General features: G+C 69.3%; 26 protein-coding genes. 10 read left to right on the plus strand and 16 right to left on the minus strand.

Features of this window, described 5'->3' with window-relative positions; genetic code table 11:
• The first annotated feature begins 38 nt into the window (after window positions 1-38).
• Entirely contained in the window at window positions 39-1,211 is a 1,173-nt protein-coding gene (locus F0U47_RS10260; RefSeq protein WP_149750231.1) for a saccharopine dehydrogenase family protein, read from the plus strand.
• On the plus strand, window positions 1,208-1,639 hold the full coding sequence (locus F0U47_RS10265; protein WP_149750233.1) for an acyl-CoA thioesterase: 432 nt from the start codon (window positions 1,208-1,210) through the stop codon (window positions 1,637-1,639). The genes F0U47_RS10260 and F0U47_RS10265 overlap by 4 nt, the downstream gene beginning before the upstream one ends.
• Here the strand turns inward: F0U47_RS10265 and F0U47_RS10270 are convergent.
• The 4 genes from F0U47_RS10270 to F0U47_RS10285 form a co-directional block, all read right to left on the minus strand.
• Window positions 1,605-2,603: a hypothetical protein gene (locus F0U47_RS10270; RefSeq protein WP_149750234.1), complete on the minus strand. Its 999-nt coding sequence runs from the start codon at window positions 2,601-2,603 to the stop codon at window positions 1,605-1,607. The two genes, F0U47_RS10265 and F0U47_RS10270, sit on opposite strands and share 35 nt — an antisense overlap.
• Window positions 2,600-3,880: a flavin monoamine oxidase family protein gene (locus F0U47_RS10275; protein ID WP_149750236.1), complete on the minus strand. Its 1,281-nt coding sequence runs from the start codon at window positions 3,878-3,880 to the stop codon at window positions 2,600-2,602. The genes F0U47_RS10270 and F0U47_RS10275 overlap by 4 nt, the downstream gene beginning before the upstream one ends.
• Complete coding sequence (locus F0U47_RS10280) at window positions 3,877-5,190, minus strand: flavin monoamine oxidase family protein (protein ID WP_149750238.1); 1,314 nt, start codon at window positions 5,188-5,190, stop codon at window positions 3,877-3,879. Before F0U47_RS10280 ends, F0U47_RS10275 begins: the two co-directional genes overlap by 4 nt.
• A 120-nt stretch (window positions 5,191-5,310) precedes the next feature.
• A complete protein-coding gene (locus F0U47_RS10285; protein WP_188111263.1) occupies window positions 5,311-6,903 on the minus strand; it encodes an AMP-binding protein in 1,593 nt (530 codons plus the stop codon).
• 165 nt (window positions 6,904-7,068) lie between these two features.
• Here F0U47_RS10285 and F0U47_RS10290 point away from each other — a divergent pair, with 165 nt between their 5' ends.
• The 3 genes from F0U47_RS10290 to F0U47_RS10300 all read left to right on the plus strand — a co-directional run bounded on the left by F0U47_RS10290 (window position 7,069) and on the right by F0U47_RS10300 (window position 9,471).
• A complete protein-coding gene (locus F0U47_RS10290; RefSeq protein WP_149750242.1) occupies window positions 7,069-7,854 on the plus strand; it encodes an SDR family NAD(P)-dependent oxidoreductase in 786 nt (261 codons plus the stop codon).
• 61 nt (window positions 7,855-7,915) lie between these two features.
• On the plus strand, window positions 7,916-9,067 hold the full coding sequence (locus tag F0U47_RS10295) for a saccharopine dehydrogenase family protein (RefSeq protein ID WP_149750244.1): 1,152 nt from the start codon (window positions 7,916-7,918) through the stop codon (window positions 9,065-9,067).
• Window positions 9,068-9,072: 5 nt separating this feature from the next.
• Entirely contained in the window at window positions 9,073-9,471 is a 399-nt protein-coding gene (locus F0U47_RS10300) for a RidA family protein (protein ID WP_188111264.1), read from the plus strand.
• 88 nt (window positions 9,472-9,559) lie between these two features.
• On the opposite strand, the gene F0U47_RS10305 is transcribed toward F0U47_RS10300, so the two are convergent.
• Both F0U47_RS10305 and F0U47_RS10310 read right to left on the minus strand, forming a co-directional pair.
• Entirely contained in the window at window positions 9,560-10,534 is a 975-nt protein-coding gene (locus F0U47_RS10305; protein WP_281290982.1) for a DMT family transporter, read from the minus strand.
• Entirely contained in the window at window positions 10,531-11,196 is a 666-nt protein-coding gene (locus F0U47_RS10310) for a response regulator transcription factor (RefSeq protein WP_188111266.1), read from the minus strand. The genes F0U47_RS10305 and F0U47_RS10310 overlap by 4 nt, the downstream gene beginning before the upstream one ends.
• 132 nt (window positions 11,197-11,328) lie before the next feature.
• Between F0U47_RS10310 and F0U47_RS10315 the strand changes: the two genes are divergently transcribed.
• On the plus strand, window positions 11,329-11,967 hold the full coding sequence (locus F0U47_RS10315) for a TetR/AcrR family transcriptional regulator (protein ID WP_149750250.1): 639 nt from the start codon (window positions 11,329-11,331) through the stop codon (window positions 11,965-11,967).
• An 80-nt stretch (window positions 11,968-12,047) separates the two neighbouring features.
• Here the strand turns inward: F0U47_RS10315 and F0U47_RS10320 are convergent, their stop codons facing one another.
• Genes F0U47_RS10320 through F0U47_RS10365 form a run of 10 tightly spaced genes read right to left on the minus strand, consistent with a single transcriptional unit; the run spans window position 12,048 to window position 21,734 of the window.
• Complete coding sequence (locus F0U47_RS10320) at window positions 12,048-12,572, minus strand: hypothetical protein (protein WP_149750252.1); 525 nt, start codon at window positions 12,570-12,572, stop codon at window positions 12,048-12,050.
• On the minus strand, window positions 12,572-13,057 hold the full coding sequence (locus tag F0U47_RS10325; RefSeq protein ID WP_149750253.1) for an Rv1363c family protein: 486 nt from the start codon (window positions 13,055-13,057) through the stop codon (window positions 12,572-12,574). The genes F0U47_RS10320 and F0U47_RS10325 overlap by 1 nt, the downstream gene beginning before the upstream one ends.
• Complete coding sequence (locus F0U47_RS10330; RefSeq protein ID WP_149750255.1) at window positions 13,057-14,271, minus strand: MCE family protein; 1,215 nt, start codon at window positions 14,269-14,271, stop codon at window positions 13,057-13,059. The genes F0U47_RS10325 and F0U47_RS10330 overlap by 1 nt, the downstream gene beginning before the upstream one ends.
• Window positions 14,268-15,410, minus strand: coding sequence for an MCE family protein (locus F0U47_RS10335; RefSeq protein WP_188111267.1), 1,143 nt, complete (start codon window positions 15,408-15,410; stop codon window positions 14,268-14,270). Before F0U47_RS10335 ends, F0U47_RS10330 begins: the two co-directional genes overlap by 4 nt.
• Window positions 15,407-16,606 (minus strand): MCE family protein, encoded by a 1,200-nt coding sequence (locus F0U47_RS10340; protein ID WP_149750259.1) that lies wholly within the window; start codon window positions 16,604-16,606, stop codon window positions 15,407-15,409. The genes F0U47_RS10335 and F0U47_RS10340 overlap by 4 nt, the downstream gene beginning before the upstream one ends.
• Entirely contained in the window at window positions 16,603-17,679 is a 1,077-nt protein-coding gene (locus F0U47_RS10345; RefSeq protein WP_149750261.1) for an MCE family protein, read from the minus strand. Before F0U47_RS10345 ends, F0U47_RS10340 begins: the two co-directional genes overlap by 4 nt.
• Complete coding sequence (locus F0U47_RS10350; protein WP_149750263.1) at window positions 17,676-18,758, minus strand: MCE family protein; 1,083 nt, start codon at window positions 18,756-18,758, stop codon at window positions 17,676-17,678. Before F0U47_RS10350 ends, F0U47_RS10345 begins: the two co-directional genes overlap by 4 nt.
• Window positions 18,755-20,107 (minus strand): MCE family protein, encoded by a 1,353-nt coding sequence (locus F0U47_RS10355; RefSeq protein WP_149750265.1) that lies wholly within the window; start codon window positions 20,105-20,107, stop codon window positions 18,755-18,757. Before F0U47_RS10355 ends, F0U47_RS10350 begins: the two co-directional genes overlap by 4 nt.
• Window positions 20,104-20,943 carry an MlaE family ABC transporter permease gene (locus F0U47_RS10360; protein WP_438362057.1) on the minus strand — a complete coding sequence of 280 codons (840 nt, stop codon included), beginning with the start codon at window positions 20,941-20,943 and terminating at the stop codon, window positions 20,104-20,106. The genes F0U47_RS10355 and F0U47_RS10360 overlap by 4 nt, the downstream gene beginning before the upstream one ends.
• 2 nt (window positions 20,944-20,945) lie before the next feature.
• Window positions 20,946-21,734 (minus strand): MlaE family ABC transporter permease, encoded by a 789-nt coding sequence (locus F0U47_RS10365; RefSeq protein ID WP_149750267.1) that lies wholly within the window; start codon window positions 21,732-21,734, stop codon window positions 20,946-20,948.
• Window positions 21,735-22,188: 454 nt separating this feature from the next.
• Between F0U47_RS10365 and F0U47_RS10375 the strand changes: the two genes are divergently transcribed.
• The 4 genes from F0U47_RS10375 to F0U47_RS10390 all read left to right on the plus strand — a co-directional run bounded on the left by F0U47_RS10375 (window position 22,189) and on the right by F0U47_RS10390 (window position 26,747).
• On the plus strand, window positions 22,189-23,424 hold the full coding sequence (locus F0U47_RS10375; protein ID WP_149750269.1) for a helix-turn-helix domain-containing protein: 1,236 nt from the start codon (window positions 22,189-22,191) through the stop codon (window positions 23,422-23,424).
• Between the two features lie 226 nt (window positions 23,425-23,650).
• Window positions 23,651-25,246: a long-chain-fatty-acid--CoA ligase gene (locus F0U47_RS10380; RefSeq protein WP_149750271.1), complete on the plus strand. Its 1,596-nt coding sequence runs from the start codon at window positions 23,651-23,653 to the stop codon at window positions 25,244-25,246.
• A 231-nt stretch (window positions 25,247-25,477) separates the two neighbouring features.
• Complete coding sequence (locus F0U47_RS10385; RefSeq protein ID WP_188111268.1) at window positions 25,478-26,284, plus strand: NAD(P)-binding domain-containing protein; 807 nt, start codon at window positions 25,478-25,480, stop codon at window positions 26,282-26,284.
• Between the two features lie 175 nt (window positions 26,285-26,459).
• On the plus strand, window positions 26,460-26,747 hold the full coding sequence (locus tag F0U47_RS10390) for a hypothetical protein (RefSeq protein ID WP_149750275.1): 288 nt from the start codon (window positions 26,460-26,462) through the stop codon (window positions 26,745-26,747).
• Window positions 26,748-26,765 lie beyond the last annotated feature (18 nt).

A 26,765-nucleotide genomic window follows, 5' to 3' on the forward strand; every position in this document is an offset into this window, starting at 1 on the left:
GCCGCACCCGGCTGGCCCCGTCTCTCGCAGGAGGATGCATGTCCACGCCCCAGAGCCCGCTTCGCGTCATCGCCGTCGGAGGGGCCGGATCCATGGGCCGGTGGGCCGTGCGCACGATCGCACGGCTGGGAACCGCGTCAGTCCTCACCGTCGCCGACATCGATCTCGACCGGGCGGAGCGGGTGGTTGCGTCCGTGGGCGGACCGACTCGCGCGCTCCGCCTCGACGCGACCGACCCCGAGCAGCTCCGGGCCGCCTTTGCCGAACACGACGTCGTGGTGAACACGATGGGGCCGTTCGCCACGTTCGTCCGGCCCGTCCTGCAGGCGGCGTTGGACTCCGACTGCCACTACCTGGACATCAACGACGACTGGCAACCGACCATCGAGGCCTTCGACTTCGACGCCGACGCGCGCCGACGGGGCCTTCACGTCGTCGTCGGGCTCGGCGGCAGTCCTGGGGTGACCAACCTCTGCGCCGCCCACGCCGCCGACCGGCTGGACGTCGTGCACGAGCTCCACACCGGCTGGAAGCTGAGTGGGGCGACCATCGTCGACGAGCCCGGGTTCCCGGCGCCCGCTGCGTCCGCGGCCGTCGAGCACTGGCTGCACCAGTGCGCCCAGCCCATCCGGGCATGGGTCGACGGTGCCCCCGGCTCGGTCGAGCCTGTCGAGCAGGTCGACCTGTGCTTCCCCGGGCTGGGCGTCGTGACCGCGTACACGATGGGGCACCCCGAGCCCATCACGCTGCCGAAGGCCTACCCCGGGCTGCGCTCATCCCTCAACCTGCAGTCCGGGCCGGCCTGGCTGTTCGACTACCTCCGCGAGGTCAGCGCCCGGTTCGCGGCCGGCGAGATCGACCTCCGCACCGGCGCCGCACTCCTAGCCGACCCGCCGGCGCCGGCGGACCCCGGGGCCCGCAGCACGCTGCCCATCGAATGGGCGCTCGCCGTCGGCGAGAAGGACGGGGAGCCGTGCCGCGTGGCGGTCTACCCGCGGCACTTCCACCCGGCGAAGATGGGCGGCAACACCGGCATCCCGCTCGCCGTCGGGGTTGAGCTGCTCCGCCGCGGCGCCCTGCGCGACACGGGTGTGCATGCTCCCGAGACCGTGATGGACCCGCGGGAGTTCTTCGACCTGCTGGCGCCGCTCACCGACGCCGGCCTGCGCGACGCCGACGACCTGCTCGCCGTCGTGGAGGAGCGCGCGTGAGCGCGTCCGCGGCGCCCGCACCGCCGGACCGGTCGACATCGACGGCCGGATGGTGGTCGACGGAGATCCAGGTCTGGTGGCGTGACTTCGATGAGCTCGGCCACATGACGGCGGCGGCCTACCCCGCCGCGTTCGAGGAAGGCGTCGGTCGCTTCGTCACCGAGCGGTGGGAGCGCCCCTCCCCCGCCTACGTCACCGCGCGGACGTCGATCGAGTACCTGAGCGAGGTCCGCCGTGCGCGGCTACCGATCACGCTCCACGTGCGACCCGCGCACATCGGCGTCACGTCGTTCGTGGTGGACCTCGTCCTCAGTGACGCCGGCGGCACTCGATGCAGCGCGGCCCAGACGCGTTACGTCGCCTGGGACACCGATCGCAGAAGCTCGCGCCACCTCACCGACGACGAGCGCGCCCGCCTGCTGGGCTGAGGGGCCACTGGAGTCCCGGCGCCGCGGCCGTGTGGAGACCGGGAGGCAGGTCGCGCGCGCGGACGGCTGTGTGCAGCATCCGCGCGGCGGTCGCGGGGTACGGGTCCTGACGGAACGAGCCGTCCAGGGTCATCGTGAGGTCGGCCTTCCCGGTCGCCTCGAGGCGCAGGGACAGGTCGGTGTCCTCCGTGACGTCGACGGTCGGCTCCCACCTGATCCGGACCTGCCGGCCACCCTCCAACCGGGCCACGCACTCCTGGGCGAACCCGATGGAGTGCCCGGCCGGGATCGTCTCGTCGGGCAGCACGACGTCGTGGCGCGCAGTCCGGGCCGAACGCGACTCGCTGATCTCGACGACGCAACGACCGACCGCGCTCGCGATCAGGTGGGCCGACGCGGCCAGGGGGTAAGGCACGGCCGACTCGACGACGTGCGGCAGCTCGCCGAGGCCGAGCATGTGCCGGGTCGACGGGGGCCACGACCGGGCGTCCGACGGCTTGACCACGTCGACAGAGGTCCAACCGGGCGCCAGGTCGAGCACCGCGGCCGGCAGCACGTCGAGCACGAAACCGGGTTGCACCCCGGACGCCATCACCCTGGCGGAGTGCTGCCGAGCGAGCGCGTCCAGGGCGTCCCCGCCGTCGGCGAGCTGGGTCGGAGGATGGAACGCCCCGGAGCTCGTCACGACGTCGAGCCCGACCGTCACCGCGTCGACCAGGGTGCGTTCCAGGTCACCGTCGAGCGCGTGGACGGTGCTCAGCACCACCGCGCCGGGGTGGTCACGCGCGGCCTCGCGGAGGTCGCCGAGGACGGCCACCCCCGGCGGCAGCCCGGTGGCCTCGTCAGGGCGTCGGGTGACGACCGCGACGAGGTCCACCCCGGGGGTGTCCTCGCACACGCCGATCGCGGTCCGGCCGAGGAGCCCCAGCCCCTGGACGACGACCTGGATGTCGCTGCCCGTCACGACCGCGGAGCGGCGGTGAGATCGGTGTGCGCGCGACGCTTCTGGAGGATCTCGGCGGCCACCCGCTGCCCCGACCGGGCGGCACCCTCCATGGCGCTGGGCCACTCTCCCGTCGCCTCGCCAGCGAAGTGGATGCCTCCCACCGCTGCGCCGAGAGCGGCGCGGCGGGCGAACCCTCCGGTACCGAGGTTGACGACGCCGCCGACGAACTCCTCGGTCGTCCAGTTCTGGATGATGCCTGCGATCCGCTCCGGCGCCACCCCGGTCATCGCCTCGATGTGCCGGTCGAGGGAGGCGAGCGTCGCCTCCTCGTCGTCGAGCATCCCGTCGCCGGTGTCGGCCATGGTGCCCATCGCAATGATCGTGTCCTCGGGCCCTTGCTTGAGCCAGAACATGCTGACCGGGCCGTTGGTCATGGTGCTGGGTCCGGCGGCCGCGGCGATGTCTGCCCCGCCGCGGTACTGCGCGACCGCCTTGCCGCCCTGCGAGAGCGGCGTGCCCAGCAGTGCCTCGACCTTCCACGATGGCAGCACCGGGTCGAACCCGATGCGGCGCGTGGCCTGGACCGACGCGCTCACGACGACGTTGTCGCAGCTGAGGACGTCGGAGTCCGTGTGGACGCGGTAGCCGCCGCCGGTCCTCTCGACCAGCCGCACGGGCGTCTCGAGCCGCACCTCGAGCCCCTCCAGGGCGACGCGAGCCATCGTGTCCGTGCCGTCGGCGAGGATCCAGCAGATCCGACCGATGTCACCCGGGTGGACGTGCCACGACGAGACCAGCTCCGCTCGTGCCGTCGGGTTGAACGCGCCCTGCATCACGTAGGCCGCGTGAGCCTGCGGCGAGAGGCCGGCACGCCGGGCCCAGGCCTTGAGGGTCTCCTTCTCCCCCGGCGGGGCCGCGTCCAGCGCTTCCTGGACCTCCTTCGCGAGCATCGCGCGGTCGGCGTCGTCGACCCGGGTCTCGTCGATGACCATCCGCCCGAGCAGGATCGAGGCCCCGCTGTACCGGGCATCCGGGCCCTTCGGGAACATCCGGATCTCGGGCTTCAGCGTGATGTCGTGCTCCACGCAGAACTCGAGCAGCAGGTCCTGACCGATGTCGAGGAAGGATCCGCCGAGGTCGGCGACCTGCCCGTGCTCGAGCACCTCGCGATTGGTCCGCGTGCGACCGCCGAGGTGGGCGGTCGCTTCCAGGACGACGACGTCCTCCCCGGCCTGCGCCAGCGTGCGTGCTGCGAACGCGCCGGCCAGCCCGGCGCCGATGACCACCGTGCTCATGCGCGGGCCAGCCTCTCGTTGATGTCGTCGATGTGGAAGCGCTGCGGGGTGCGCAGCACCTCGTCGGCGGCGCGGCGCCCGGACCGGACGGCTGCTTCGAGAGTGCCGGCCATCCCCGCCTCGGTGTAGTCGCCGGCCATGTGGGTCCGTCGCTCCATCGCGGCGAGGGTGCCGGCGATCGCCGGCCGCGCCGGGTCGAACGGCGTCACGGTGACGCCCATGGCGAGCGGGTCGGCCCACCAGTTCTTCACCTCACCGCGCAGCCGCGTCACCGGGCTGTCGACGACCTTGGTCACCAGGTCGTCGAGCAGCCCCAGTGACGCCTCCTCGTCGGCGAGCACGTGCCGTGCCTGACCGGTGATGAAGGACGTGACGATGGCCGGTCCCCCGTCGAGCTGATGCATGGTCACCCAGCAGGCGTTGAATGGGCCATCGGTGTAGACGACCTCGCGGAACCGTCCACGGATCGCGTCGCCCTCCGCGTACTGGGCAATCACCTTGCCGCCCATGGCCGGCAGCAGCGACTGCACGGCCATCGTCTTCTCTTCGGGCAGTGGCGGGTCGAACCCGATCTGCACCGCCGCGTACGGTCCGGCCGCGCAGATGACCCGGCTGCCGACGTACGACGCGCCGCTCTCAGTCTCGACCGTCACGCGGCCGATCCGGCTCACCCGGGCGACCGGGTCCCCGAGCCGGACGTCCAGGTCCTCGGCGAGCTTCTTCGCCAGCTCCTGCGTCCCGCCGACGATGCGGCGGAAACCTGCGCTCGGGCGCCCGAAGACGAAGTGGACGTCGCAGTCCCACGGGTCGAGCTGGCAGAGCATGCGCGCAACCGCACGCATGATGCCCGCCTCGCGGGCAGCAAGCCTCGCCCGACGGATCCACTGCTCGACGATCTCCTGCTGTGCGGGCGGGTGAGCCGTCGCGGCCTCACGGATCCGGCTGGCGGACTCCAGGCACGCGCTCCGGTCGAGCACCTCACCCTGGATCACGAACGTGCCCACCCGCAGGTAGCCCTCGACGGTCGAGAGGTCGTCCTCCTGGGGCCGGGCATACGCGATCGGCTCGCCGAGCTCGACCCCTGCCTGCTCGCACAACGTCGTGAGGGCGCGGTAGTCATCGTCGATGAGCTCCCCGCCGTAGTCGGTGTACTGACCGTCGCTCCAGCCGTCGACGGACGAGTACGCCCGCCCCCCGACCCGGTCTTCAGCCTCGAGCACGATCACCTCGCGGCCCTCGCGTGCGAGGGTCCATGCCGCGGTGAGTCCGGCCAGGCCGGCGCCGATCACGATGGTCGGTCCCGTGTCCATGTTGCGCAAGCGTCCACTCTCCTTGAGATCGCTCCACGCCGGGAGCTGGGGTGAGTCAATCGTGCTGTCCGGGGTGGACGGCCGGGTCTGCCGCGGTTTTCCGCCCGACTGGGGGATCCGTCAGCCGCCGACCGGCGTCGCCTCGGCGTCCCACGCGGCGCTGGACACGCCGCGGTCGCGCACGAGGCCCTTGGCGACGCGTTCCGACGGGGTCTTCGGGAGCTCCTCGACCACCTCGACGTAGCGCGGGAGCGCGTAGCGCGGCAGGTCGCGAGCCATGAAGGACCGGAGCTCCGACGGCTCGGGACGGCCCAGAGCCGTCGGCACCACGAGCAGGGCGATGTCCTCCTCGCCGACGTCGGACGGCACGCCGATGGCGGCCGCCTCGAGCACCCGCTCGTGACGCGTCGCAGCCTGCTCGACCTCCCAGGCCGAGACGTTCTCACCCCGACGCCGGATGGAGTCCTTGGTGCGTCCGACGTACTCGAAGTGGCCGTCCGTCCGTCGCACTACCACGTCGCCGGTGTGAAACCAGAGTCCCCGCCACGCCTCGACCGTCGCCTCGGGCTTGTTCCAGTAGCCGAGCATGTGCAGGTGAGGCCGGAGGGGCCGGCAGACCAACTGGCCGGGCGTGCCGTCGGACACCGGCACGTCGTCGGCGTCGACGACCTGCACCTCGACCCACGGGAGCAGTCCGCCGACGTGCCCCGGCTCGTTGTCCCCGGCCCGCTGGGACAGGATCAGGCCGAACTCGGTCATCCCGTAGCCCTGCACGAGCTCGCAGCCGAAGCGCGCCTCGAAGTCGCGCTGGATGCTGGCAGGCGTCGACGAGCCGATGCCGATCCGGTGGCGCGCAGGATCGCGCAGTGGGCGCGGCGGCTGCTTGTACACCAAGTGGATCATCGTGCCGACGTAGTAGAAGAAGTCGACGTCGTGCTCCTCGACCTCATCCCAGAACCGACTCGCGCTGAATCGCGTGCCGAGGAACAGCCGGCCGCGGACGTGGACGGTGTTCACGAGCGAGGACCGGCCGTCGATGTGACACAGCGGTTGGACGCAGTACGTCGTCGCGCCGGAACGCAGCCCGAAGAGCTCGGTGTGTACGGCGGCAAGGGTCGCGTAGTAGCCCTGCGAGAGCATGACCCCCTTCGACGGACCGGTCGTGCCCGACGAGTACATGATGGTCCCGAGGGTCGAGGACGACGGCAGCTCGAGGGTGTCCGGAGACGACGCACCCAGCGCTCGCAGCTCGTCGAACCCCAGCTGTCGGACCCCGGCGCCGAAGATCGGCTCGCCGGCTGCCGGCTCCCCGACCACGACGGCCAGCACAGGCGGGGTCGACATCACCCCGGCGAGGCGAGCGAGCAGGGGCGCGGTGCCGATGACGGTGGTTGGCGAGAGATCGTCGGCCAAGTAGCGGAGGAAGGCGCCGGGCGCCTCGACCGAGATCGGGGCGTCGATCGCGCCGGCGGCCTGGATGCCGAACCAGGCCCAGATCGCCTCGAGCTGGTTGGGCAGGAGCACGATCACGCGGTCTCCCGGGCTCACGCCGGCTCGCCGGAGTCCGAGCGCGGTCTCGCGCACCGCGGTCCAGGCGTCGCCGTACGTCGCGACCTGACCCTCGATCGAGACCAGGGGCAGGTCCGGGATGTCGGCCGCGGCGGCGGCCAGCTCGATGATCGGGGTGCTGAGCGGATCGAAGTCGGTGGTCACGTGACGATGGTGACCAATTGGTCGCGGTGATTCCATGCTGCTGCAGAAACCACGCCCGGTCAGGGGAGTACTGCCGGTCGATCGGCACGTCAGGTCTCCCCCAAGTGGGCATGATTGGTCGTCGCCGCGGCCGGAACGCCGACCCCACGCTGGACCCTGTCCGGCATGACACTCGCTGAGACGGCGCAGCGCGCCGACACCTTCGACCTCACCGGCCGACGCGCCATCGTCACCGGCGCCAGCCGCGGCATCGGGCGCGCGATCACGTTGGAGTTCGCCGCCCGTGGTGTGCGGGTGGTCGCGGTCGCCCGATCCGCCGAGGACCTCGAGGAGACCCGTCGGCTCGCCGAGGGCGGAGCCGGCGAGGTGCTCCCTCTCGAGGCCGACCTGCGCGGCGACGCGGGCGGGCCGCGCGCGGTCGTCGAGTCCGCGGTCGAGCTGCTCGGCGGCGTGGACGTGCTGGTCAACAACGCCGGGTTCGACAACGAGCAGGGGATCGACGACACCACCGTCGACCAGTGGGACAAGGTGCTCGACCTCAACGTCCGGTCGCTCTTCCTGCTCTGCCAGGCCGCGTCGCCGTACCTGAAGGACGGCGGCGGCAAGGTCATCAACATCGCGTCGATCTTCGGCCACGTGGGTGCTCGTGCCGAGCTCGCCTACGTCACCTCCAAGCACGCGGTGATGGGGATGACGAAGTGCCTTGCCCTCGAGTGGGCCCGCAAGGGGGTCCAGGTCAACGCGCTGTGCCCCGGCTTCGTGGACACCGAGATGCTGGCGCGGGCGGTGGGCGACGAGGCGTCGGCGAGCTACCTGCGCCGGATGACGCCCCTGGGCCGGTGGGCGCAACCCGAGGAGATGGTCGGGCCGGCCGTCTTCCTCGCGTCCTCGGCCTCGGACTTCATGACCGGCCAGGCGCTCATCGTCGACGGCGGCTACACCGCGCAGTGAACGGCACGGACAACCTCACGGCCGGGCCGACGTCCGGCAACCACGACCCAAGGAGCAGAGCATGCGGTTGATCATCATCGGAGGTGCGGGCGACATGGGCAGCGTCGCGTGCACCGCCACCGTCGAGGACCCGGAGATCACCTCGGTGGTGATCGCCGACCGCGACGGTCCTCGCGCGGAGGCACTCGCCGACCGGCTCGGACCGAAGGCAAGCGGCGTCGCCCTCGACATCACCGACCGCGAGGCCCTCCTCGCCGCGATCGCCGACGCCGACACGGTGCTCAACACCGTCGGGCCCTTCTACCTCTACGGCCGGCCGGTCCTGGAGGCGGCGCTCGAAGCCGGCAAGCACTACGTCGACATCGCCGACGACTGGGAGCCGACGATCGAGATGCTCGAACTCGATGACGTCGCCCGGGCCAAGGGCGTGACCGCGATCGTGGGCATCGGCGCGTCCCCCGGGATGTCGAACCTGCTGGCCACGGTTGCCCACGGCGAGCTCGACACCGTCGAGAAGCTGTACACCGCCTGGCGCGGCGGTTCGGGGATCCCGAAGGCCCCAGAGGACCCCGACGACGTCAAGCCGGCCGCGGCGATCGACCACTGGATCCACAACCTCGCCGAGCCGATCCGCGTGTGGCGCGACGGCGAGCACCAGGAGGCGGACGCGCTCGAGGAGCTCGTCATCGACTACCCCGGTATCGGCAGCGCGACGGTGTGGACGTGCGGCCACCCGGAGCCGATCACCCTCCCTCGCTACTTCCCCGACATCAGGGAGTCGCTGAACGTCATGTTCTGCCGGCCGGGCCTCATCGACGCCGCCCGCGCGGTCCGCGACCGCGTGCGCGCCAAAGAGCTCACGGTCCCGGAAGCCAGCAAGGTGCTCATCCTGAGCCCCGGTCGGCGTGGACCGGAGGCAGGACCCGTCCCGTCGTTCCCGGGCGTCTTCGCCTACGCCGAGGGCACCAAGGACGGCCGTAGGGCTCGCGCCGCAGTGGCGACCAACTACATGCCCGAAGGGGAGATGGGGGAGGCGACCTGCATCCCCATGGCGATCGCGGTCGGCATGCTGGCGCGCGGCGAGATCAAGACGACCGGCGTCCTCGGTCCCGAGGGCTGCATCGACCCGATCCCCTTCTTCGAACGACTGGCCGAGCATGCGGGCGAGCGATCCGCGCTCGCACCGCTCGACATCCGCGTGGAGGTGGCGTGATGCCTGTGACCGACTACCTGAAGCCCGAGGGTCTCTACAGGCCGCGTGGGTTCGTGCACGTGGCGGTCGCCGCGGGCAGCAAGGTCATCGAGATCGGCGGCCAGATCGCGGTGGACGCGAACGACGAACTGCAGCACCGGGGCAACTACGCCGGGCAGACCGAGCTCGCGATGCGCAACGTGGTCCGCGCCGTGGAGGGCGCGGGCGCGCAGGTGGGCGACATCGCCAAGCTCGGCATCTACATCGTCGACTACAGGCCGGAGATCCACGACGACGTGTTCTCCGGGTTCGGCGCAGCGGTCGCCGCCACCGGCCTTCGGGTGCCGGCCATGGTGGTCCTCGGCATCAGCGCCCTTGCCCACGAGGGCGCCTTGATCGAGATCGACGCGACGGCGTACCTCTGACCTGACCCGATGCCCGCCGGGTGAGCCCGAACTCCCCGGCGGGCATTGGCAATTTTGGGCTGTCCGGTGATCCTGGTCGGCTCAGGGCTCACGGCGGGTCTGCGTAGGGGACCGTCGCACGCCGGTGCGTGAGCACCGACGACAGGGCGACGGAGGCGGTGACCACCACGACCCCCGCCACCTGCACTGCGACCATGCTCTCCCCGAGCAGCAGCCCACCTGCGGCGAGGGCGACGACCGGCTGGGCCGTGTCGACGAGCGAGGCCTGGCTCGAGCCCAGCCTCATCAGCCCGCCGTAGTAGCAGCCGGTCGCGACGACCATCAACACCGCCTGCGCGCCGACGACCACTAGGTCCCTGGGGTCGGTCAGCACGGACATCCGCTGCAGGACCAGACCGACCGCGACCGCGCAGATCGTCGCCCCGAGGGAGATCTGCGCGCCGAGCTCGAACGGCTCGACGTCCTGCAGCAGCCGGTCGGCGAGCAGAACGTAGACCGCGTAGCCGCAGGCGGCGAGCAGGGCGAGGCAGACCCCGAGCGGGTGGACCCCCGCGTCGCCGCCTGGCAGGAGCAGGGCGGCGATGCCGAGCAGCGCCAGCAGGCTCAGTGCGATCTCGACGGGGGCTGGTCGCTGACGTTCGGTGGCCGCGACGAGGATCAGCACGACGGTCGGGTAGACGAAGCCGATCGCGACCGCCAAAGAGGTGTCGATGTACTCGAAGCTGGCGTAGTAGAGCAGGAACTGGGGACCCCATAACGATGCTCCGACGAGGACCGCGCGAACCGGACGCGAGGCACTGCGCAGGCGCCGTCGCCCACTCCAAACGCCGACCAGGCGCGCCAGCGCGAGGAACATCAGCGCGGCCAGTGCGGCGCGGTAGGCGATGAGGTCGACCACCGAGACATCGCCGCGGACGAAGGTCACCAAAGCCGGTGTCGACCCGTAGATCACGGTGGACAGCAGGACCAGGGCGACACCGGCCCAGACCCGAACCGATCCCCGGGCGCCGACCGTCGGAGGCTCGCCCTGGTGGCCGTGCTCGACCGCGGGATCAGCGCTCAGGCGACGAGTCCCAGCACCTGGGCGCGGCTCGCCGCCTCGGCGCGGTTGCGGACGCCAAGCTTGCGGTACACGACGCTGGTGTGCTGCTTGACGGTGTGGCGCGAGAGGTTCAGCCGCGCGGCGACCTCGGGGTTGCTGAGCCCGGAGACGAGGTAGCGGAGCACGTCCAGCTCGCGTCGGGATAGCTGCACGGAGTCGGGCGCCACCGCGCCCTTCGGGAAGACCCGGCCCCCCTCCGCGACGCGTCGGACCGACGCCACGATGCCGGAGATCGGGGACTGCTTCGGGAGGATCCCCACCGCGCCATGCGCGCGGGCGAGGGATGCCGGGACCGTTCCGTCGTTCGACATCAGCATGACCTTGACGTACGGCATGTGCTCGCGAAACGCACGGCAGAGCTCGAGGCCCGGACGCCCCTGGACCGACGTGCTCAGCAGCACGATCTGGGGGTGGTGCCGTCGGGCGATGCTCCACGCCGCCTCCACCGACGCCGCTCCGAGGCACGAGTCCACCCAGTCCTCCCGTGCGAGCACGGCGCGCAGGCCCGCTTGGGTGAGCTCGTGGTCGTCGACGACGAGAACTCGCTGGGGACGGCAGCGCTCGCCCCGGTCGACGCGACCGTCGGCCGGGCGCTGATTCTTCCCGCTGTCAAGGGCGGACACATCTCCCGAGGCACGATCCTTCAGTGCTAGGGGCATCGGGGACCTCCATTAAATGAACGTTTAGCCAGTGATCAACACCATAACTGAGCGCTCATTTAGGTGCAAGGCTTGCCACGGATTTACGATCTGGTCATGACCGCTTCCGCTGACGACTCCACCGCTCCTGCCGGATCGGGGGCCGACCCCTCCGGGGCCCGGGAGCGCATCCTCTCGGCAGCCTTCGTGCTGTTCCAGGAGTCCGGCTACGAGGGCACCTCCGTCAACCGGATCGCCCGAGCCGCCGGCATGACGCCGGCAGCGATCTACTGGCACTTCCCGTCGAAGCAGGACGTGCTCGCCGCGATGCTGACTCAGATGTATGAGCGCTCCTACGCCGAGCTCAAGGGGTCCGTGCGGCCCGATGCCCCCGCTGTCGAGCGTCTCGGCGACTACGTGCGCGCCTACGTCCGTATACAGCTCGAGAGCGTGGGCGAACGCCGGAACCACAGCTATTCTGCGCTGGCATCGTCCTTGACCGACGAAAGCCAGCGCGAGCTGGGGCGCTTGAGCAGGCCCTACATCGGGCTGATGCGCGAGATCCTCCGCCAAGGGATCGATGAGGGCGACTTCGACATCGACGACGTCTCGGTGACGTCTTATGCGATCTCGACCATGTGCGAGTACGTCTTCACGTGGTTCCGTCGGGGCGGTCGCCTCAGCATCGAGCAGGCCGCCGACAAACACCTCGAGCTCGTACTTCGGATGGTGAACGCGAAGCGGCCGGCCTCCTGACACTCCGCCGACGGACGTTCCACCAGGCGATCGATCACATGCACAGCGCTCACCATGGGCCTTCAGTTGGCTTCCATGGTTCAGAAGGGCTCGATGCCATCGACCTTCCAGTCCCCGTCTTCCTTCCGGAGTGTCACCAGGACACGGTTCTTGCTGACCGTGATCGGCGCCTTGCCGGCCCTGTCCTTGCTTTCGACGAGCACCTGGTCGAGGAAGACGACACACGTCGCGTGATCCTCGTCCGACTCGACGAGGCCAGCGCCGCGGACGAGTGAGCGGCTGACGGCTTGTTCCTTCGGGGCCAGCTTTCCGGCCGTCTTGTCGAAGGTGGCCCGGAACTCTGTGGCGAAGGAGTCGGTCATCTGCCGCGTCGCGGTGTCCATCCCGTCCTCCAGCGTGCGGTAGTCGTAGGAGAGGGCTGCAGAGAGGACCTCGGTCGCCGTCCGCACCGCACGCTCGTCGCCCGGGATCGTGCCGACGGCATAGGTGCCGTCCTCGCCGATGCGGGGTTTCACCGGGTCGCTTGCGGGTCGGGCGACGAGCCAGGCGAGAAGGATCGCCGCAAGGACGACCAGGCCGGCGAGGACGGCGGTGACGCGCTTCATCACACCTGCTCCAGTTCCGCGACGAGCCAGGAGTCGTCGACCTTCCGCAACGTGAGGCGGCAACGGAACCGCTGGTCCTCGACACCGTCCTCGGACCGCGAGCTGACGTCGACCGCTACGAGAATCCTCGCTTCCGACTCGCTGAGGTACTCCACCGCCACCCCGTTCTCCGGGATCGTTGCTGCCACCTCGAGCTTGCGGGCCCGCACGTGCTTGACGATCTCTTCGCGACGAGCTGCGTACTCGCTCTTGAAGTCGCCGACCGCGAGCGCCAGCACCTTGTCGACGTCGTCCTGGACACTCTCGTGGTGGAGGGTGAAGAAGTTCTCTGCCTCCTCGCGCGCGACCGCCGATGGGGCCGAGCTGTCCGGCGGTAGGCCCCTCCACCAGACCAAGCCGCTGCTCGCCAGCAGCAACATGAGGACGAGCGCGAGGGCTACGGGCGCCGTCGCCAGCCTCCGGACGAGATCGAACCGGCCGCCCATCAGTGACCCGGCGCATTCTGCGATCCGCGCACGTTCGGCATCACCGGGTCGTCCGGGGAAGCCGTGCACGCCGCGTCCATGTTGGGGGGCGAGCCGGGACGCTGTCGCGGTCCACCGTCCACGGGTCTGCCATCCGGGTAGTGCTTGACGGTGCCCTCGTAGCCGCGGGTGCAGGGATAGGCCATCGGGATGTCGGCGAACAGCTGGTCGGAGAAGTACGACGCGTAGAGCGGTTCGCCCGAGCTGTCGTAGTGACAGGTGGGAGGGACCGGCCGTCCCGTCATCGGGTTGATCTCGTCGCAGTACCGCACAGTCGACGCACCGAGCTCGAGCCCCCACGGCAGGAGCGTCAGCACCTTGCGCAGGCCGGGGAGGTGCGCGTTCGCGACGCCCGAGAGAGTGATGAGGCCGTCGAGCAGCACAGGAAGGCTTTCCTCGACCCCGAACAGGAGGCGACTGACCTCGGTACTGGCGACGCTGCCCGCGAGGAACACGTCGGCGAAGTCAGGAGAGAGGACCTCGATGGTGTCCAGCGCTCCATCCCACTCACGCAGGAAACGACGCGTCAGCTGGGCGTTGTCCACCTGCGTGTCGAGCACAGTGCTGGCGTTCTCGATCAACGCCACCTGATCTTGTGCATGCGCCACCTCGTTGCGGGTCAAGGCATCCGCGTCGTTGACGAGACGACCGATGCTCGGTCCGGTGCCGGCCAAGGCCGCTGACAGCTCCTCGAGCACGACGCCCATGTCCTCGGTGTCCACGGACCCCACGAACGCGTCGAGGTTGCGCAGGAGCGTCTGGACCTGGATCGGCGAGCTCGTGTTGGAGCGCGGGATCACGTCGCCGTCGCTCAACAGCCTTCCTCCGACGGAGCGGGGGGCAAGCTCCACGTACTGCTCGCCGATCGCCGACTTGCTGCCGACCGAGGCGTGCACGTCGGCGGGGACCTCGACATCAGCATCGATCGCCATCACCACGGTCGTTCCTCCGTCGGGTCCGGGGGTCACCTCCGTCACCTCGCCCACCCGGGTGCCGAGGACCTCGACGTCTGCCCGGGGAAAGATCCCGCCGCCGTGGTCGAACTCGGCGGCCACCTCGTAGGGCGGGGACACGAGCTCGTGGACCGAGAACAGCTTGACGCCCGCGTAGGCGATCGACACCAGCGTGACGACCGTGAAGACGGCCAGCTGCACCTTGACGCGACGACTGATCATGACGGGAGCCCCAACAGGTTGTTCAGATCGTTGCCCGAACCGTCCGGGCTGAGGCCGGGCAGCGGCGGGAGGGTGATGCCCCCTGGCGGCGGCTCGGTCTTGTCCGTCCCGGACGGCGCCGTGGGCGTCGACGGGGCGTCGGTCCGCTCCGTCGTCGAGGTCAAGAGCTCTTCCAACGTGTCGACGTCGAGGACGAAGCTGAAGTACACGCCGCCGTAGTCGCCTCGGAGGATCCCGCCGGTCTGGCTGGGGAACGGGAACAGCGCCAACCGCTCAAGGCTCAGGGCGATGTCGCTGCCCGCCTCGGTCAGCTCCGACAGGACGACCGAGAGGTGCTTCAGGTCTGCCGTCGAGTCGTCCCGCGTCTGCTGGATCAGCGGCACCGCGACGGCGGCCAGATCGTCCAGCCGGCGAAGCGTCCGCATGAGCTCGGGTCGGTTGTCGTTGAGAGCGCGGAGCCCACCCGGGACGGCATCCAGTGCTTCCGCGATCACGTCGCGCTGCGAGCTGACGTGTCCGACCAGCTCGTCCAGCCCGTCGAGGGTGGCTGTGATGTCCGACCTGTGGGCATCGAGCGTGCCGACGAACCTTCTCAGCTCACGGAACGTGCCCTTCAGCTCCGACTGTCCGAGCGCCGTGTTCAGCTCACGGGTGATGGTTTCGAGCTGGCCCAGCCCGCCGCCGTTCAGGACGATCGACAGTGTGCCCAGCACCAGCTCGACGTTGGGGTCGACCCTGGTCCTGCTGGCCGGGATCTCTGCGCCGCGAGGCAGCTCTCCCCGACGCCGGACGCCCGGCGGCGGGTCGAGCGCGACGTAGCGCTCGCCGAGGAGGCTCGTCTCCTTGATGGCCCCGTGGACGTTGGCCGGCAGCTTGACGTCGTCCCTGATGCGACAGACCACCACGGCTTTGAGGTCGTCGTCGAGCGTGACCGACTCGACGCTGCCGACGACCGTGTCGTGACTGCGGCACGATTCCTTCGGCACCAGGTTGGTTGCGTCCTCCAGGCGGATCGTGACCGGGTAGGTGTCGTCGCCGTCCACGGCGCCGGGCATCGGGAGGCTGTGGACGCCGTCGAAGCCGCAGCCCGTCAGCGCGGCGGACGCCAGCAGTACGGCGGCGAGCTTGCGCGTGCTCACTGTCCCCCCAGGATCTCGTCGAGTGAGGTCGCACCCGGGACGGACGAGACCGTGCCGGCCCCGCGACTGCGCATGGCTTCGTCCACCACTGCGCCGAGGTCGCCGCCGAGGGAGGTCAGGGTGCTGCAGAAGGCAGCGAGCTGGACCCGTTGCTCGGCCGGCATCCCCTGGCACACCGCACTCAAGCTGTAGCCGAGGGTGGTCTCGAGATCGTCGAGCAGGTCGGACCGACTGTTGACCGCACCTGTGCGCGCTCCCGGCGGGACCCTGCCGATCTCGGACAGCTCCCAGTTCTGCGGCACATAGGAGCGTAGGAGTCCGTTGAGCCCGAGCGGGGCGATCGCCAGCTCCTCGCGCAGTTCGTGCTGGTGCTCGGCGAGCTGACCGCTCAACGACCCCAGGCGCTCGACGGTGTGCTCGATCTCGCGGCGGTTGGTTCTGGTGAACGTGCCGACCAGGCCGAGCGCTGTGCGCAGCTTCCGGATCGCGACCGTGAGGCCGGCCCCCTGACCGTCGAGGTGGGTGCCGACGTCGGCCATGGTGCGAATGAGGGCGCGGATGGTGCGGTCCTTGCCCGCCAGCGTGTGGGTCGTGGTCCCGAGGTTCTCGACCAACCCGTTGAAGTCATCGCTGGTCGCCGACAACGTGCTCATGAGACCGGCGAGATCGGTCAGCGTCGAGTTCAAGAGCCTGCCGTTGCCCTTGAGGCCCAGTGCGCTCGCACTGATCAACCGCGCGAAGGCACCGGTCCGGTCGACGCCGTTCGGCCCCAGCGCCGCTGAGATCTTGTTGAGTCCGTCGTAGGTGTCCTCGAGCTCCATCGGGACGTCCGTGCGGTCCAGTCCGAGGTGGGCGCCGTCAGCAAGCTCGGGTCCCCCGACGTACGCCGGGGAGAGCTGCACGAACCGGTCTCCGACGATGGAGGGCGGCACGATCAGTGCCGTGACATCCTCCGGAAGGTCGACGTCCTCGTCGACGGACATCTGCACGTCGACCACCGTGCCGTCCACCTGGATCTCGTCGACGCGACCGACCTTGACACCCAGCACCTTCACGGCCGCGCCCTCGTAGAGGCTCGTGGTACGGCTGAACGTCGCGGAGATCGTGCGGGTGTCGCTCCCGTTGCTCCGAACCAGCACCACGCCCGCCGTCACAAGGAGGGCGACCACTGACAGGGCGACTACGCGGCGTCTCATGAGGGACCTCCTTCGGACTCGCCGAGGGGCAGGCAGGCGTCCTTGCCGTTGTTGCCCTGGACGAAGGCGTCGGCCAGCAAGCCGTCGAACGGCCCGGTGCCGCCGGCGTGGCAGAGGGTCATGCCGTTCGGGTACTTGTTGGTCCCGTCGAACCACGGACCGGTGCCGACTGTGTTGACGAACACACGGCCGTAGACGGCGCCGAGCTCGATGATCCGGTCGATCTCCGCGCGGTTGTCGCGGAGGACGGCAAGCACTCCGTTGAGCCGCTCGAGCGCGATGTGGGCGTCTGCCTGGTTGTCCCGAACGAGCCCGGTGAGCTGCAGAGAGAGCGCCGTGGTGCCGGCGATGAGCCGATCGATCGTCGTGCGCTGCTGCCTCAGGACCGTGAGCACGCGCAGGCTGCTGGTGAGCAGCTCGCCGAGCTCCCGGTCGCGGGCGGCGACGACCCCCGACACCTGGTTGGCGCGCGCGAGGAGCTCCTTCAGCTCGACGTCGCGCGACGACACGGTGCGCGACAGCCTGCTGAGACCGCGCAAAGTGCCACGGACATGGGGTGCCGTGTCCTCGGCCAGCTCCGCGAGGGAGTTGAAGGCGGCGGCGAGCTGCTGGGTGTCGATCTTGGCGCTGTGGTCGGCGAGCTGGTTGAACGCCGGAACGATGTTCAACGGCGTGGAGGTTCGCTGCACGGGAATCGTCGCCCCTTGCTCCAACGTGCCGCTTCCCTGCGGCGTCACCGCGAGGTGGTGCTGTCCGAGCAAGGTCTTGACCTCGATGCTCGCGGTCGACTGGTCGCCCAGCTCTACTCCGCTCACCCCGAAGGTCACGACGACCTTGTCGCCGTCGAGCGCGATGTCCGTGACCGTTCCCACCTTGATGCCGGCGATCCTGACCTCTTCTCCCTCGACGAGCCCGCTCGCGTCCGTGAACTCGGCCTTGTACTCCGTCAGGCCACCTCCGACCAGGGGAAGTCGGTTGAAGTTCACCGCCAACAGGGTCGCGAGGATCGCCGCCGTCAGCCCCAGGACGGCGGTTCGGGCGATCTGACCGTTCGTGCGCGTAGAGGTGCTCATCCGTCGGCTCCCAGCCCGCAGACCGTCTCCCTCTCGTCGGCCGCGACCGCCGGCGTCGAGAAGTTCACGGTGCCGTTTCCGAGCCCGAGCTGCACGCCGAGGCCGCAGACGTAGAAGTTGAACCACGTGCCGTACGACGCGGTGCGGGCGAGCACGTTCAACCTGACCGGGAGCCGCTTGAGGGATGCGTCGAGCGCGTCGCGGGTGTCGTAGACCTGTCCCGCCAGGGTGCGCATCGAGGTGACGGTGCCCGCCAACGGTGGGCGGATGTCGCCGAGCATGCCGCTGGAGCTCTCGAGCAGCGAGGCGAGGGAGGGGAGCGCCCGGTTCAGCGTTCCGCGGCCGTGCGACAGCCCGACCATGAGGTCGCGGAACTGGACCAGCAGCGCCCCGAGCTCGTCGTCACGTTCGGCCACGGTCTCCAGGAGAGTGTTCAGGTTGCCGACGACGCGGCCGATGACCTGGTCGCGGTCGGCGAGCGTGTGGGTGAGCGAAGCGGTGTGCCGCATCAGCTGCGCCATGGAGCCCGACTCGCCCTGGAAGGCTCGGACCAGCTCGAAGCTGAAGGCGTTGACACGGTCGGGGTCGAGCGCACGGAACAAGGGCTGGAAGCCGTTGAACAACTGGGTGAGGTTGAGCGCCGGCGTGGTCTGCTCGACGGGGAACGTGCCGTCCTCGGGCATCTTCTCGCCCGAGTTCGCGATCTCCGAGATCGAGAGGTACCGCTGGCCGACGACGTTCTCGTAGCGCAGCTGGAGCTCTGCGTTGCGGTAGAGCGGCACCCCCTCCTTCACGGTGAACTCGACGCGGGCCAGCGTGCGGCCGTCCGCCGGCACGAGTTGGAGTCCCTTGACCGCCCCCACCTCGACACCGGAGATCCGGACGCGGTCACCCTTGTTCACGCCCGTGGCATCGGTGAAGTACGCGTAGTAGGTCCGCGCGCTGGCGAGTGAGATGTTGCCGATCAGGCTCGCGAGGATGCCGAGGAGCAGGACGCTCGTCAGCGCGAAGGCGAGCACCTTGTAGGCCGACGTCGGGATGGGGCTTCTTCCCTTGAACTTCGTCGCGGTGTCGGTCATGGTGCGCTGACCTCTCCATCCGAGAGCATCGGGCCGATGATCAAACCTGCATAGGGCGGAACGGACTCCTGGGGGATGTTCAACAGGCGCGCCGCGGCAGCCCGGCTCAAGGCGTCCCTGGCGTCAGCCACCATCGCGTTGACCGACGCGCCGCTGTGGCGCGCATCGGCAGATCCGTCCTGCTCTGCCGAGCTGTGCTGGGGGGCGCCGCCGTACATCGGTTGGGAGTAGAGCCCCGGGTTGCGTAGGGACTTCACCTCGGCCGAGAACTGCGGACAGTGCGGAGCCCAGGAGGGCACCTCGGGCGGAAGATTGCTGTTGTGCGCGTCGCTGCCGGGGTTCGTGGGGAGGTCGTCCGGATAGCGGTAGGGCTCTCGGTTCACCTCCATCTCGATGCGGACGTTGAGGTAGGGGCCCTGGGTGCCGACGACCTGGTTCATCAGCGTCTCGAAGGTACGCAGACCGCTGATCGTGCAGGGCAGTGCCGCGGCGTACTCATCGAGCAGGGCGAGGATGCGGCGGGCCGAGCCGGACAGCACGACCAACCGCTCGCTGTTCCTGGCGAGGACCCCCTCGGCTCGCTCGGACATCGCGCCGAGGTCGCGGAGGAAATGCTCGAACTGCTGCTGTTCGCCGAGGAGGAGGTCGCGGCTGATGTGCGCGGACGACTCGAGGAGGCCCACGATCTCCGGCGCGCTGTCCGCGTAGACCTCCACGGTCTTCGCGAGCTGGTGCAGATCGTGGCCGAGCGTGTCGAGACTCGGCGACATTGCGGTCAGGTAGTCCGACAGCTGGTTCAGGGTCCGCCCGATCTGTGCGCCGCGGCCGTCCACCGCGTCGGCCAACGAGCCGAGCACCATGGAGAGCTGGTCCGGTCGGAGCGATCGCAGGAGAGGCACGACCCGGGCGAAGAGCTGGCCGATCTCGACGGATGTCCTCGACTGGCGGATCACGCCACCCTCGGAGAGCCGCTCCGAGACCGGGTCGTCAGGCACGCGGAGGTCGACGTACTTCTCTCCGAACAGGGTCTTCGGCACGATCGCCGCGTCGATGTTGGCTGGAATGAGCTCCAGCTTGTCGTCATCGAGAGCGAGCTCGACGGTGGCGGTCTTGCCGTCAGAGGAGATCTCGCGCACCTCACCCACGCGCATGCCTTGCAGCTTGACGTCGGAGTGCGGGTTCAACTCCAGTCCCACCCGACCGGCGACGACCGTGACTCGCGTGGCGTGTTGCCAGGGAAGCGCCTTGGCGTAGATCGCGATGCTGCCGACGATCAGGAGTCCGACGACGAGGAGGTAGACGAGTCCGAGGATCGGCTTTCGGTGGTCCCGGAGCATGGCGCGCGTCATCCCGCGATCCGCACCGTGGTGGTCGAGCCCCACAGGGCGAGGCTGAGGAAGAAGTCAGCGACGACAATCATCACCTGCGACAGGCGCACCGCCCGGCCGACCGCAACGCCAACCCCGGCGGGGCCTCCCTGGGCGGTGTATCCGTAGTAGCAGCAGATCATGGTCAGGATCACCGAGAAGACCAGCACCTTGCCGAACGAGTAGAGGACATCCACGGGCGGCAGGAAGAGCGTGAAGTAGTGGTCGTAGGTGCCGCCCGTGAGCCCGTAGTACTGGATGGAGACCAGCTGGGTTGCCAGGTAGGTGCCCATCAGCCCCACGGTGTAGAGCGGGATCACCGCGATGAAAGCTGCAACCACCCGGGTGCTGACGAGGTAGGGGATCGATCGGATCGCCATCACCTCGAGAGCGTCGATCTCCTCCGAGATCCGCATCGCCCCGAGCTGGGCGGTGAAACCGGCGCCCACGGTCGCGATCAAGGCGTTCGAGGCGATCAGCGGCGCTACCTCGCGAGTGTTGAAGTAGGCCGACAGGAAGCCGATGTAGGGCTGGATGCCCACCTGCTTCAAGCCCTGATAGCCGACCAGCCCGACGACGGAGCCGACGGCCAGTACCTCGAAGACGATGATGCCGAGCGTGCCCGCCACCAGCACCAGGGCACCGCGACCCAGGCTGACCTCCGCGAGGAGCCGGAGGACCTCTCGGTGGTAGTGGATGCAGGCTCGTGGGATGGATCCGATGCTGCGGCCGTAGAACACCACCTGGTCGCCCAGGTCGTTCAGCGTCGCGTACGCCGTTCGCGTCATTCGCCGCGGCGTGGAGAGGAGCGCGTGCACGGTCACAGCCCCTTCGGGGGGACGATCTGGTAGTAGACGGCCGTCAGGATCGTGTTGACGACGAACAACAGGACGAACGACACGACGACGGAGAGGTTCACCGAGTCGCCGACCCCTTGCGGCCCGCCCTTGGCGTGCGTGCCCTGGTAGCCGGCGACGACGCCGGCGCAGAGACCGAAGATGAACGCCTTGATCTCACCGACCCAGAGGTCGGGCAACGAGGCGAGGGCAGTGAACGAGTGGAGGTAGGCACCCGGGGAACCGCCCTGGACGAAGACGTTGAACCCGTAGCCGCCGGCGACACCCACGGTGGTGGCGGCCACGTTGAGCAAGGTGGCGATCACGCCCATCGCCAGGACACGCGGGACCACCAGGCGTTGGATGACCGAGATCCCGAGCACTTCCATCGCGTCGAGCTCTTCGCGGATCTTCCGCGACCCGAGGTCAGCGGCCACGGCGGTGCCCGCCGCTCCCGCCACGATGATGACGGTGGCCATGGGCGCGGACTGCTGGACGATCCCGAGGACGGCCGCCGCCCCGGTGAAGGAGCCTGCGCCGAGCTGGTTGAACAGGACGCCGATCTGCATCGCAAGCACGGCCCCGAACGGGATCGTGATCGCCATGACGGGCAGCAGGGAGACACGAGTGACGAACCACGCCTGGTCGAAGAACTCCCGCCACTGGAACGGGCGCCGGAACATCTGCCGGAACACCTCACCCGCGAAACCGAAGAGCTCCCCGACGGGCAGGAGCGGGCGCATCCACGCTGCTGGGGGTTGAACCGCGGTCATGGCTTCACTGTCGTCAGGCCATGAGGTCCGTCACAACGACAGCCGGCACCCGGTTCTGCTGCTCCTGGTGCAGACTGCACTTCCCGGTCGGGGGCTGACGGTCTCGTGCGACTCAAGCGATCTCGACTTGGCTTCCTCCTTCGCCCACGCGGTTCGCGTGCTGCGAGATGTACTGCGTGATCGGGTCGACCAGGGCTTCCGGGATGTGGTGCCCCATGGGGGGCGGGGCGGCCATGAACGTCGACTGGCGACGTCGCGGAAGCAGACGGTGATCCCGGATGCCTCACTGTCGCGAGGCGCGCGGTCGGGTCACAACGACAGCGGGCACCTGCTGTGCCCGGGCACGGTGCCGCGTGCACCGAGTCGGTGAGGCGGGAAGGGCGCCAGTGCCCGGCGAGCGACCAGCACCTGTCAGTTGTCGCCGCCCTCCGCCGATCAGGGCAGACTTGCCGGCATGGAGGAGTTGTGGCCTGCGCCGGCGCCGGAGGCCGCTGAGGCGATCCGGTCACTGTGCCAGCGGCTCCTGGCGGAGTCGGACGCCCTGGCTGAGGCGTTCACCAGGCCCGCCCTCGAGGCGCAGGACGACCCCGCTCTCCTGGCGGACGCCTCGCTGGTCGAGGAGGACCGCCACCTCAACCGATCCGACCTGGTCCAGTGGCTCACCTCGAACATCCAGCACCCCGGGCGTCGCGTCGAGCCCTACGTCGGACCGAGGACGGCGGCGTACATCCGCGATCTCGTCTCCCGGGGCATCGAACCCAACTTCGCCGGCGGGTGGCGCGTCGCGCTGGCGATCGGTTGGCGTTGGTGGCTCGAAGAGTGCGTGAAGTACTGCACCGATGCGGCCCTTCTCGTCGAGGTTCTCGATGTGTCCGCGAAGTCGCTGGTGCAGTACGCGCTCGACTCGCTCACGGCTCTGCGCGAGGCCAGCATGGTCGCTGCTGTTGGCAACGCGGATGCCGAGGCGATCGCGCTGATCCAGCTGATCGCCAGCGGTGCCACCGTGCCCGAGGACGTCGCAGAGGCCAGGCTGGGCTACCGGCTGGCACGTCACCACGCCGGTCTGGTCCTCTGGATCGAGGACCCCCAACAGGTCGACGCACTGGATCAAGCGGTCGCGGGCGTGCGTGCCACCTCCGTGGGTCGCAGCGCTCTGGTCGCCCGTGCGAGTGCGACCTCGCGCTGGATCTGGATCTCCGGGACCGACACCCCTGACCTCCATCACGTCCAGAAGGTCGTGGCGGCGACCGAGGCTGTGCGCGCCGTCGCCGGGAGGGCCGGACACGGACTCGAGGGGTTCCGCGCCAGCCACCAGGATGCCCTTGCCGGCCAGGCGTTGGTCGTCCGGCTCGGTTCGGACCGGCGGTTCACGGACTACGCCGACGTCGAGCTGATCGACGCCCTCACGAAGGACCGAGCGAGCGCAGGCCGGTTCGTGACCCGGACTCTCGGTCCGTTGGCGGAGGCCGACGAAGCGCTGCGCGAGGCACTCCTGACCTACGTGCAGTGCGGCTTCAACACCACGCGCGCGGCCGCCAACCTCTACGCACACCGGAACACCGTCGAGCGGAGAGTCTCGCGAGCCAACGAGCTCTCCCTCGTCAAGGTCGAGGAGAACCCTGCTCACGTCGCAGCGGCGCTCCTCGTGCTGGCCCTCGCGCCCGACATCGTGGCGACCACTTCAGGCTGAGCTTCGCGAACCGGACCCGTCGAAAATCCGGAAGGCCGACTGGCCGCGTGATCGATGCAATGCGCACCGACGCCAGCCCAAGCAGGTGCTGGCTGCCCTTGTGGTGCGGCATGTGACCCCCGAGCGTGGACCCGCGAGTTCACGGACACCGCGAAGTGCTGCTGGGGGTGCCCACCGGCCAGCAGCAACACCGTCACCCACCACGAAAGCCCCACGAGGAAGCCACATGCCGAACCTGTCGATCCTGCTCGAGGACTCGGCTCGCGAGTATCCCGACCGCGATGCCATCGTGTTCGGCACGACCCGCCTGACCTACCGTCAGGTGGACGCCGCGGCGAACCAGGTCGCGAACCTGCTCGTGCAGCGCGGGATCGAGCCGGGCGACAAGGTCGCCCTGATGTGCCCGAACCTGCCGTACTTCACGATCGCGTATTACGGCATCCTCAAGGCCGGCGCGGTCGTAGTACCGCTGAACGTGCTGCTCAAGGGACGCGAGGTCGCCTACCACCTCGAGGACTCCGACGCGAAGGCCCTCTTCGCGTTCCAGGGCACCGAGGAGCTGCCGATCGGCGTCGAGGCCAAGGCCGGCTTCGACCAGGTCGACGCGTGCTGTGGGTTCTTCGTCATCACGCCGGATCCGGCCGCGGCCTCGCCGATCGCGGGCGCCGAGACCTTCGGCCAGGCCGTGGCAGACCTGCCCACCGCCTTCGAGCCGGTGGCCACCGACGAGGACGACACCGCGGTCATCCTCTACACCTCCGGAACCACCGGCCAGCCCAAGGGCGCCGAGCTGCGCCACCGCAACATGCGGGACAACGCACTGGCGAGCAAGGAGCTCTTCGGGTGCGACCCGGACGCGCCCGACACCTACCTTTGTGTGCTGCCCCTGTTCCACTCCTTCGGGCAGACCACCATCCAGAACGGCGCCCTCGCCTTCGGCGGCACCGTCGTCATGCTGCCCCGGTTCGAGCCCGGTCCTGTCATCGAGACGATGCTGAGGGAGTCGGTGACGGTCTTCGCCGGCGTCCCGACCATGTACTGGGGCCTGCTCGGTGCGCTCGAGGAGGGCACCGACGTGGAACGCCTGGCCAAGAACCTCCGCACGGCGATCTCCGGCGGCGCCGCGCTTCCGGTCGAGATCCACCGCGAGGTCGAGAAGCGCCTCGGTGTCACGATCGCCGAGGGATACGGCCTGTCCGAGACCTCCCCCGTGGCGTCCTTCGCGCCGTACGGCGAGCCGCCGCGACCGGGCTCCATCGGCAAGCCGATCCCCGGCGTCGAGATGAAGCTGATCCAACCGGACTCCTGGGCCGAGATCGAGTGGTCACCCGAAGCCGTCGGCGAGATCGCGATCAAGGGACACAACGTGATGAAGGGCTACTACAAGCGCCCCGACGCGACCTCCGAGGTGATGAACGAGCACGGCTGGTTCCGCACCGGCGACCTCGCACGCCGCGACGAGGACGGCTTCTACTACATCGTGGACCGGTCCAAGGACCTCATCATCAGAGGCGGCTTCAACGTCTATCCCCGCGAGATCGAGGAGGTCCTGGTGACACACCAGGACGTCAGCCTCGCCGCGGTCGTCGGCGTACCGCACGAGAGCCACGGCGAGGAGATCAAGGCGTTCGTGATCCTTCAGCCCGGCTCCTCCCTGACCACCGACGAGCTCGTGGCCTGGGCCAGGGCGACGATGGCGTCCTACAAGTACCCGCGCATCGTCGAGTTCGTGACCAACCTGCCGATGACTGCCACCGGGAAGATCCTCAAGCGCGAGCTGATCCGAGAGCGACCGCCGGCAGCTGCATCGACGGGCGGATGACCACGCTGCAGCAGACTCAGCGCTTCGAGGCGACGCGGGCGTCGCGAAAGCTTCAGGACGAAACCATTGACAGCAGCGTCACAGTTCCACAGACTCAGCCACATGACTGGATCAGATGATCGGATTTCTGCGCTGCCCGCCTCCGGTTCCTTCGACGTCGCGGTGCTCGGCTGCGGGAACATGGGCTCGGCGATGGTGCGTGCCCTCCTCGCCGCCGGGTGACGAGTGGCCGTGTGGAACCGCACTGCCGAGCGTGCGCGGGCCCTTGCCGCCGTCGGCGCCGAGGTGCAAGCCTCTGCCAGGGAAGCGCTGACGGCTGCTCCGCTGGTCATTGTCTGCGTCAGTGCTACTGAGGACGTCCGCCACCTGCTCGAGGAGGCCAGCTCCGAACCGTTCGACGGCCTCGCTCTTCTCAACATGACCAGTGGGACTCCCGAGGACGGCCGTGACCTTCGCAACTGGGCGCAGGCGCACGGAGTGGCCTACCTCGATGCCGCCATCGGGGCCTACCCCGAGCAGCTCGGCACGCGTGCGGCCCGCATCCTCGTGGCCGGCGACGAAGCGCTCTTCAGGACACACCAGGAGCTCATCCTCGAGATCGCGGGCTCGTCGATGTACGTCGGCGCCGACCATGGCGCGGCCAACGCGATCGACTGCGCCCTTACCGGCGCCTTCTACATCTCGAGCCTCGTCTCCTTCATCGAAGCGGTTCGATTCGTCCACGAGTTCGGGGTCTCCCATGACGTCCTCTCCGACCTGAGCAGCTACTCGGTGTCGGTGCTCGACCACCAGATGAAGCTCGCGCTCGACCGGGTCGCGCGGAACGATTTCACTACCGACCAGGCCACCCTCAACGTGTACGCGGACGCCGTTGCGACCTTCGCCGCGGGCCTCGAGGGTCGGGGCGACGCCCTGATGGTCCAGGCCGCGACCCGCGTCCTGCGTCAGGCCGTCGACGCGGGCCTGGGCGATCAGGACATCGCTGCGGCCGTGACACTGCGGCCGTCGGCTCCGGGCGAGTCCGCGCGGACCAACTGAGCTCCACCCCCAGGTGCTCATCGCCTCGACAGGAGAAGGTTCGCCTTGCATCTCATGACTCGTACCATCGCGGCCGCATCCGTCGTCGCCCTCGGCATGTCCGGGACGGTCGGCGCCACCGCGACTGCTCGTTGACATTCTCAGCCACGGAACCGGTTTCATCGAGGACGGGACCGTGCTCAACGTGAACTATCCCGAGCTGGACGCGGGCAGGGACGCGCCAAGAGATGTCGTCTACGCCGAGCCGTCGAACGCCGTTCCCTTCGTCTGGGACTACACGCTGCGTGACGACGGTGGACTGGACATCTCCTACAACGGGGTGGAGCCGCCTCGATCCGGCGACATGGCCGAGATCGCGAAGGACAACGTCACGCTGACGCTGATTCGGACCACCGCCGGCGGCCTGGGCGTCCCGGCCAGGAAGGCGCGTGGCGCCCGCGCAGTGGCGTCGGCTCTCCGGTGACTCGCTTTGCGACGTGGA

Source organism: Nocardioides antri (genome assembly GCF_008373765.1).
GTDB classification, from domain to species: domain Bacteria; phylum Actinomycetota; class Actinomycetes; order Propionibacteriales; family Nocardioidaceae; genus Nocardioides; species Nocardioides antri.

Excerpts from the sequence above, each read along its gene's own strand:
- F0U47_RS10260 (WP_149750231.1), top strand. The coding sequence starts at position 39 with ATGTCCACGCCCCAGAGCCCGCTTCGCGTCATCGCCGTCGGAGGGGCC.
- F0U47_RS10275 (WP_149750236.1), bottom strand. The coding sequence starts at position 3,880 with ATGAGCACGGTGGTCATCGGCGCCGGGCTGGCCGGCGCGTTCGCAGCA.
- F0U47_RS10280 (WP_149750238.1), bottom strand. The coding sequence starts at position 5,190 with ATGGACACGGGACCGACCATCGTGATCGGCGCCGGCCTGGCCGGACTC.
- F0U47_RS10290 (WP_149750242.1), top strand. The coding sequence starts at position 7,069 with ATGACACTCGCTGAGACGGCGCAGCGCGCCGACACCTTCGACCTCACC.
- F0U47_RS10295 (WP_149750244.1), top strand. The coding sequence starts at position 7,916 with ATGCGGTTGATCATCATCGGAGGTGCGGGCGACATGGGCAGCGTCGCG.
- F0U47_RS10315 (WP_149750250.1), top strand. The coding sequence starts at position 11,329 with ATGACCGCTTCCGCTGACGACTCCACCGCTCCTGCCGGATCGGGGGCC.
- F0U47_RS10320 (WP_149750252.1), bottom strand. The coding sequence starts at position 12,572 with ATGAAGCGCGTCACCGCCGTCCTCGCCGGCCTGGTCGTCCTTGCGGCG.
- F0U47_RS10325 (WP_149750253.1), bottom strand. The coding sequence starts at position 13,057 with ATGGGCGGCCGGTTCGATCTCGTCCGGAGGCTGGCGACGGCGCCCGTA.
- F0U47_RS10330 (WP_149750255.1), bottom strand. The coding sequence starts at position 14,271 with ATGATCAGTCGTCGCGTCAAGGTGCAGCTGGCCGTCTTCACGGTCGTC.
- F0U47_RS10340 (WP_149750259.1), bottom strand. The coding sequence starts at position 16,606 with ATGAGACGCCGCGTAGTCGCCCTGTCAGTGGTCGCCCTCCTTGTGACG.
- F0U47_RS10345 (WP_149750261.1), bottom strand. The coding sequence starts at position 17,679 with ATGAGCACCTCTACGCGCACGAACGGTCAGATCGCCCGAACCGCCGTC.
- F0U47_RS10350 (WP_149750263.1), bottom strand. The coding sequence starts at position 18,758 with ATGACCGACACCGCGACGAAGTTCAAGGGAAGAAGCCCCATCCCGACG.
- F0U47_RS10355 (WP_149750265.1), bottom strand. The coding sequence starts at position 20,107 with ATGACGCGCGCCATGCTCCGGGACCACCGAAAGCCGATCCTCGGACTC.
- F0U47_RS10365 (WP_149750267.1), bottom strand. The coding sequence starts at position 21,734 with ATGACCGCGGTTCAACCCCCAGCAGCGTGGATGCGCCCGCTCCTGCCC.
- F0U47_RS10375 (WP_149750269.1), top strand. The coding sequence starts at position 22,189 with ATGGAGGAGTTGTGGCCTGCGCCGGCGCCGGAGGCCGCTGAGGCGATC.
- F0U47_RS10380 (WP_149750271.1), top strand. The coding sequence starts at position 23,651 with ATGCCGAACCTGTCGATCCTGCTCGAGGACTCGGCTCGCGAGTATCCC.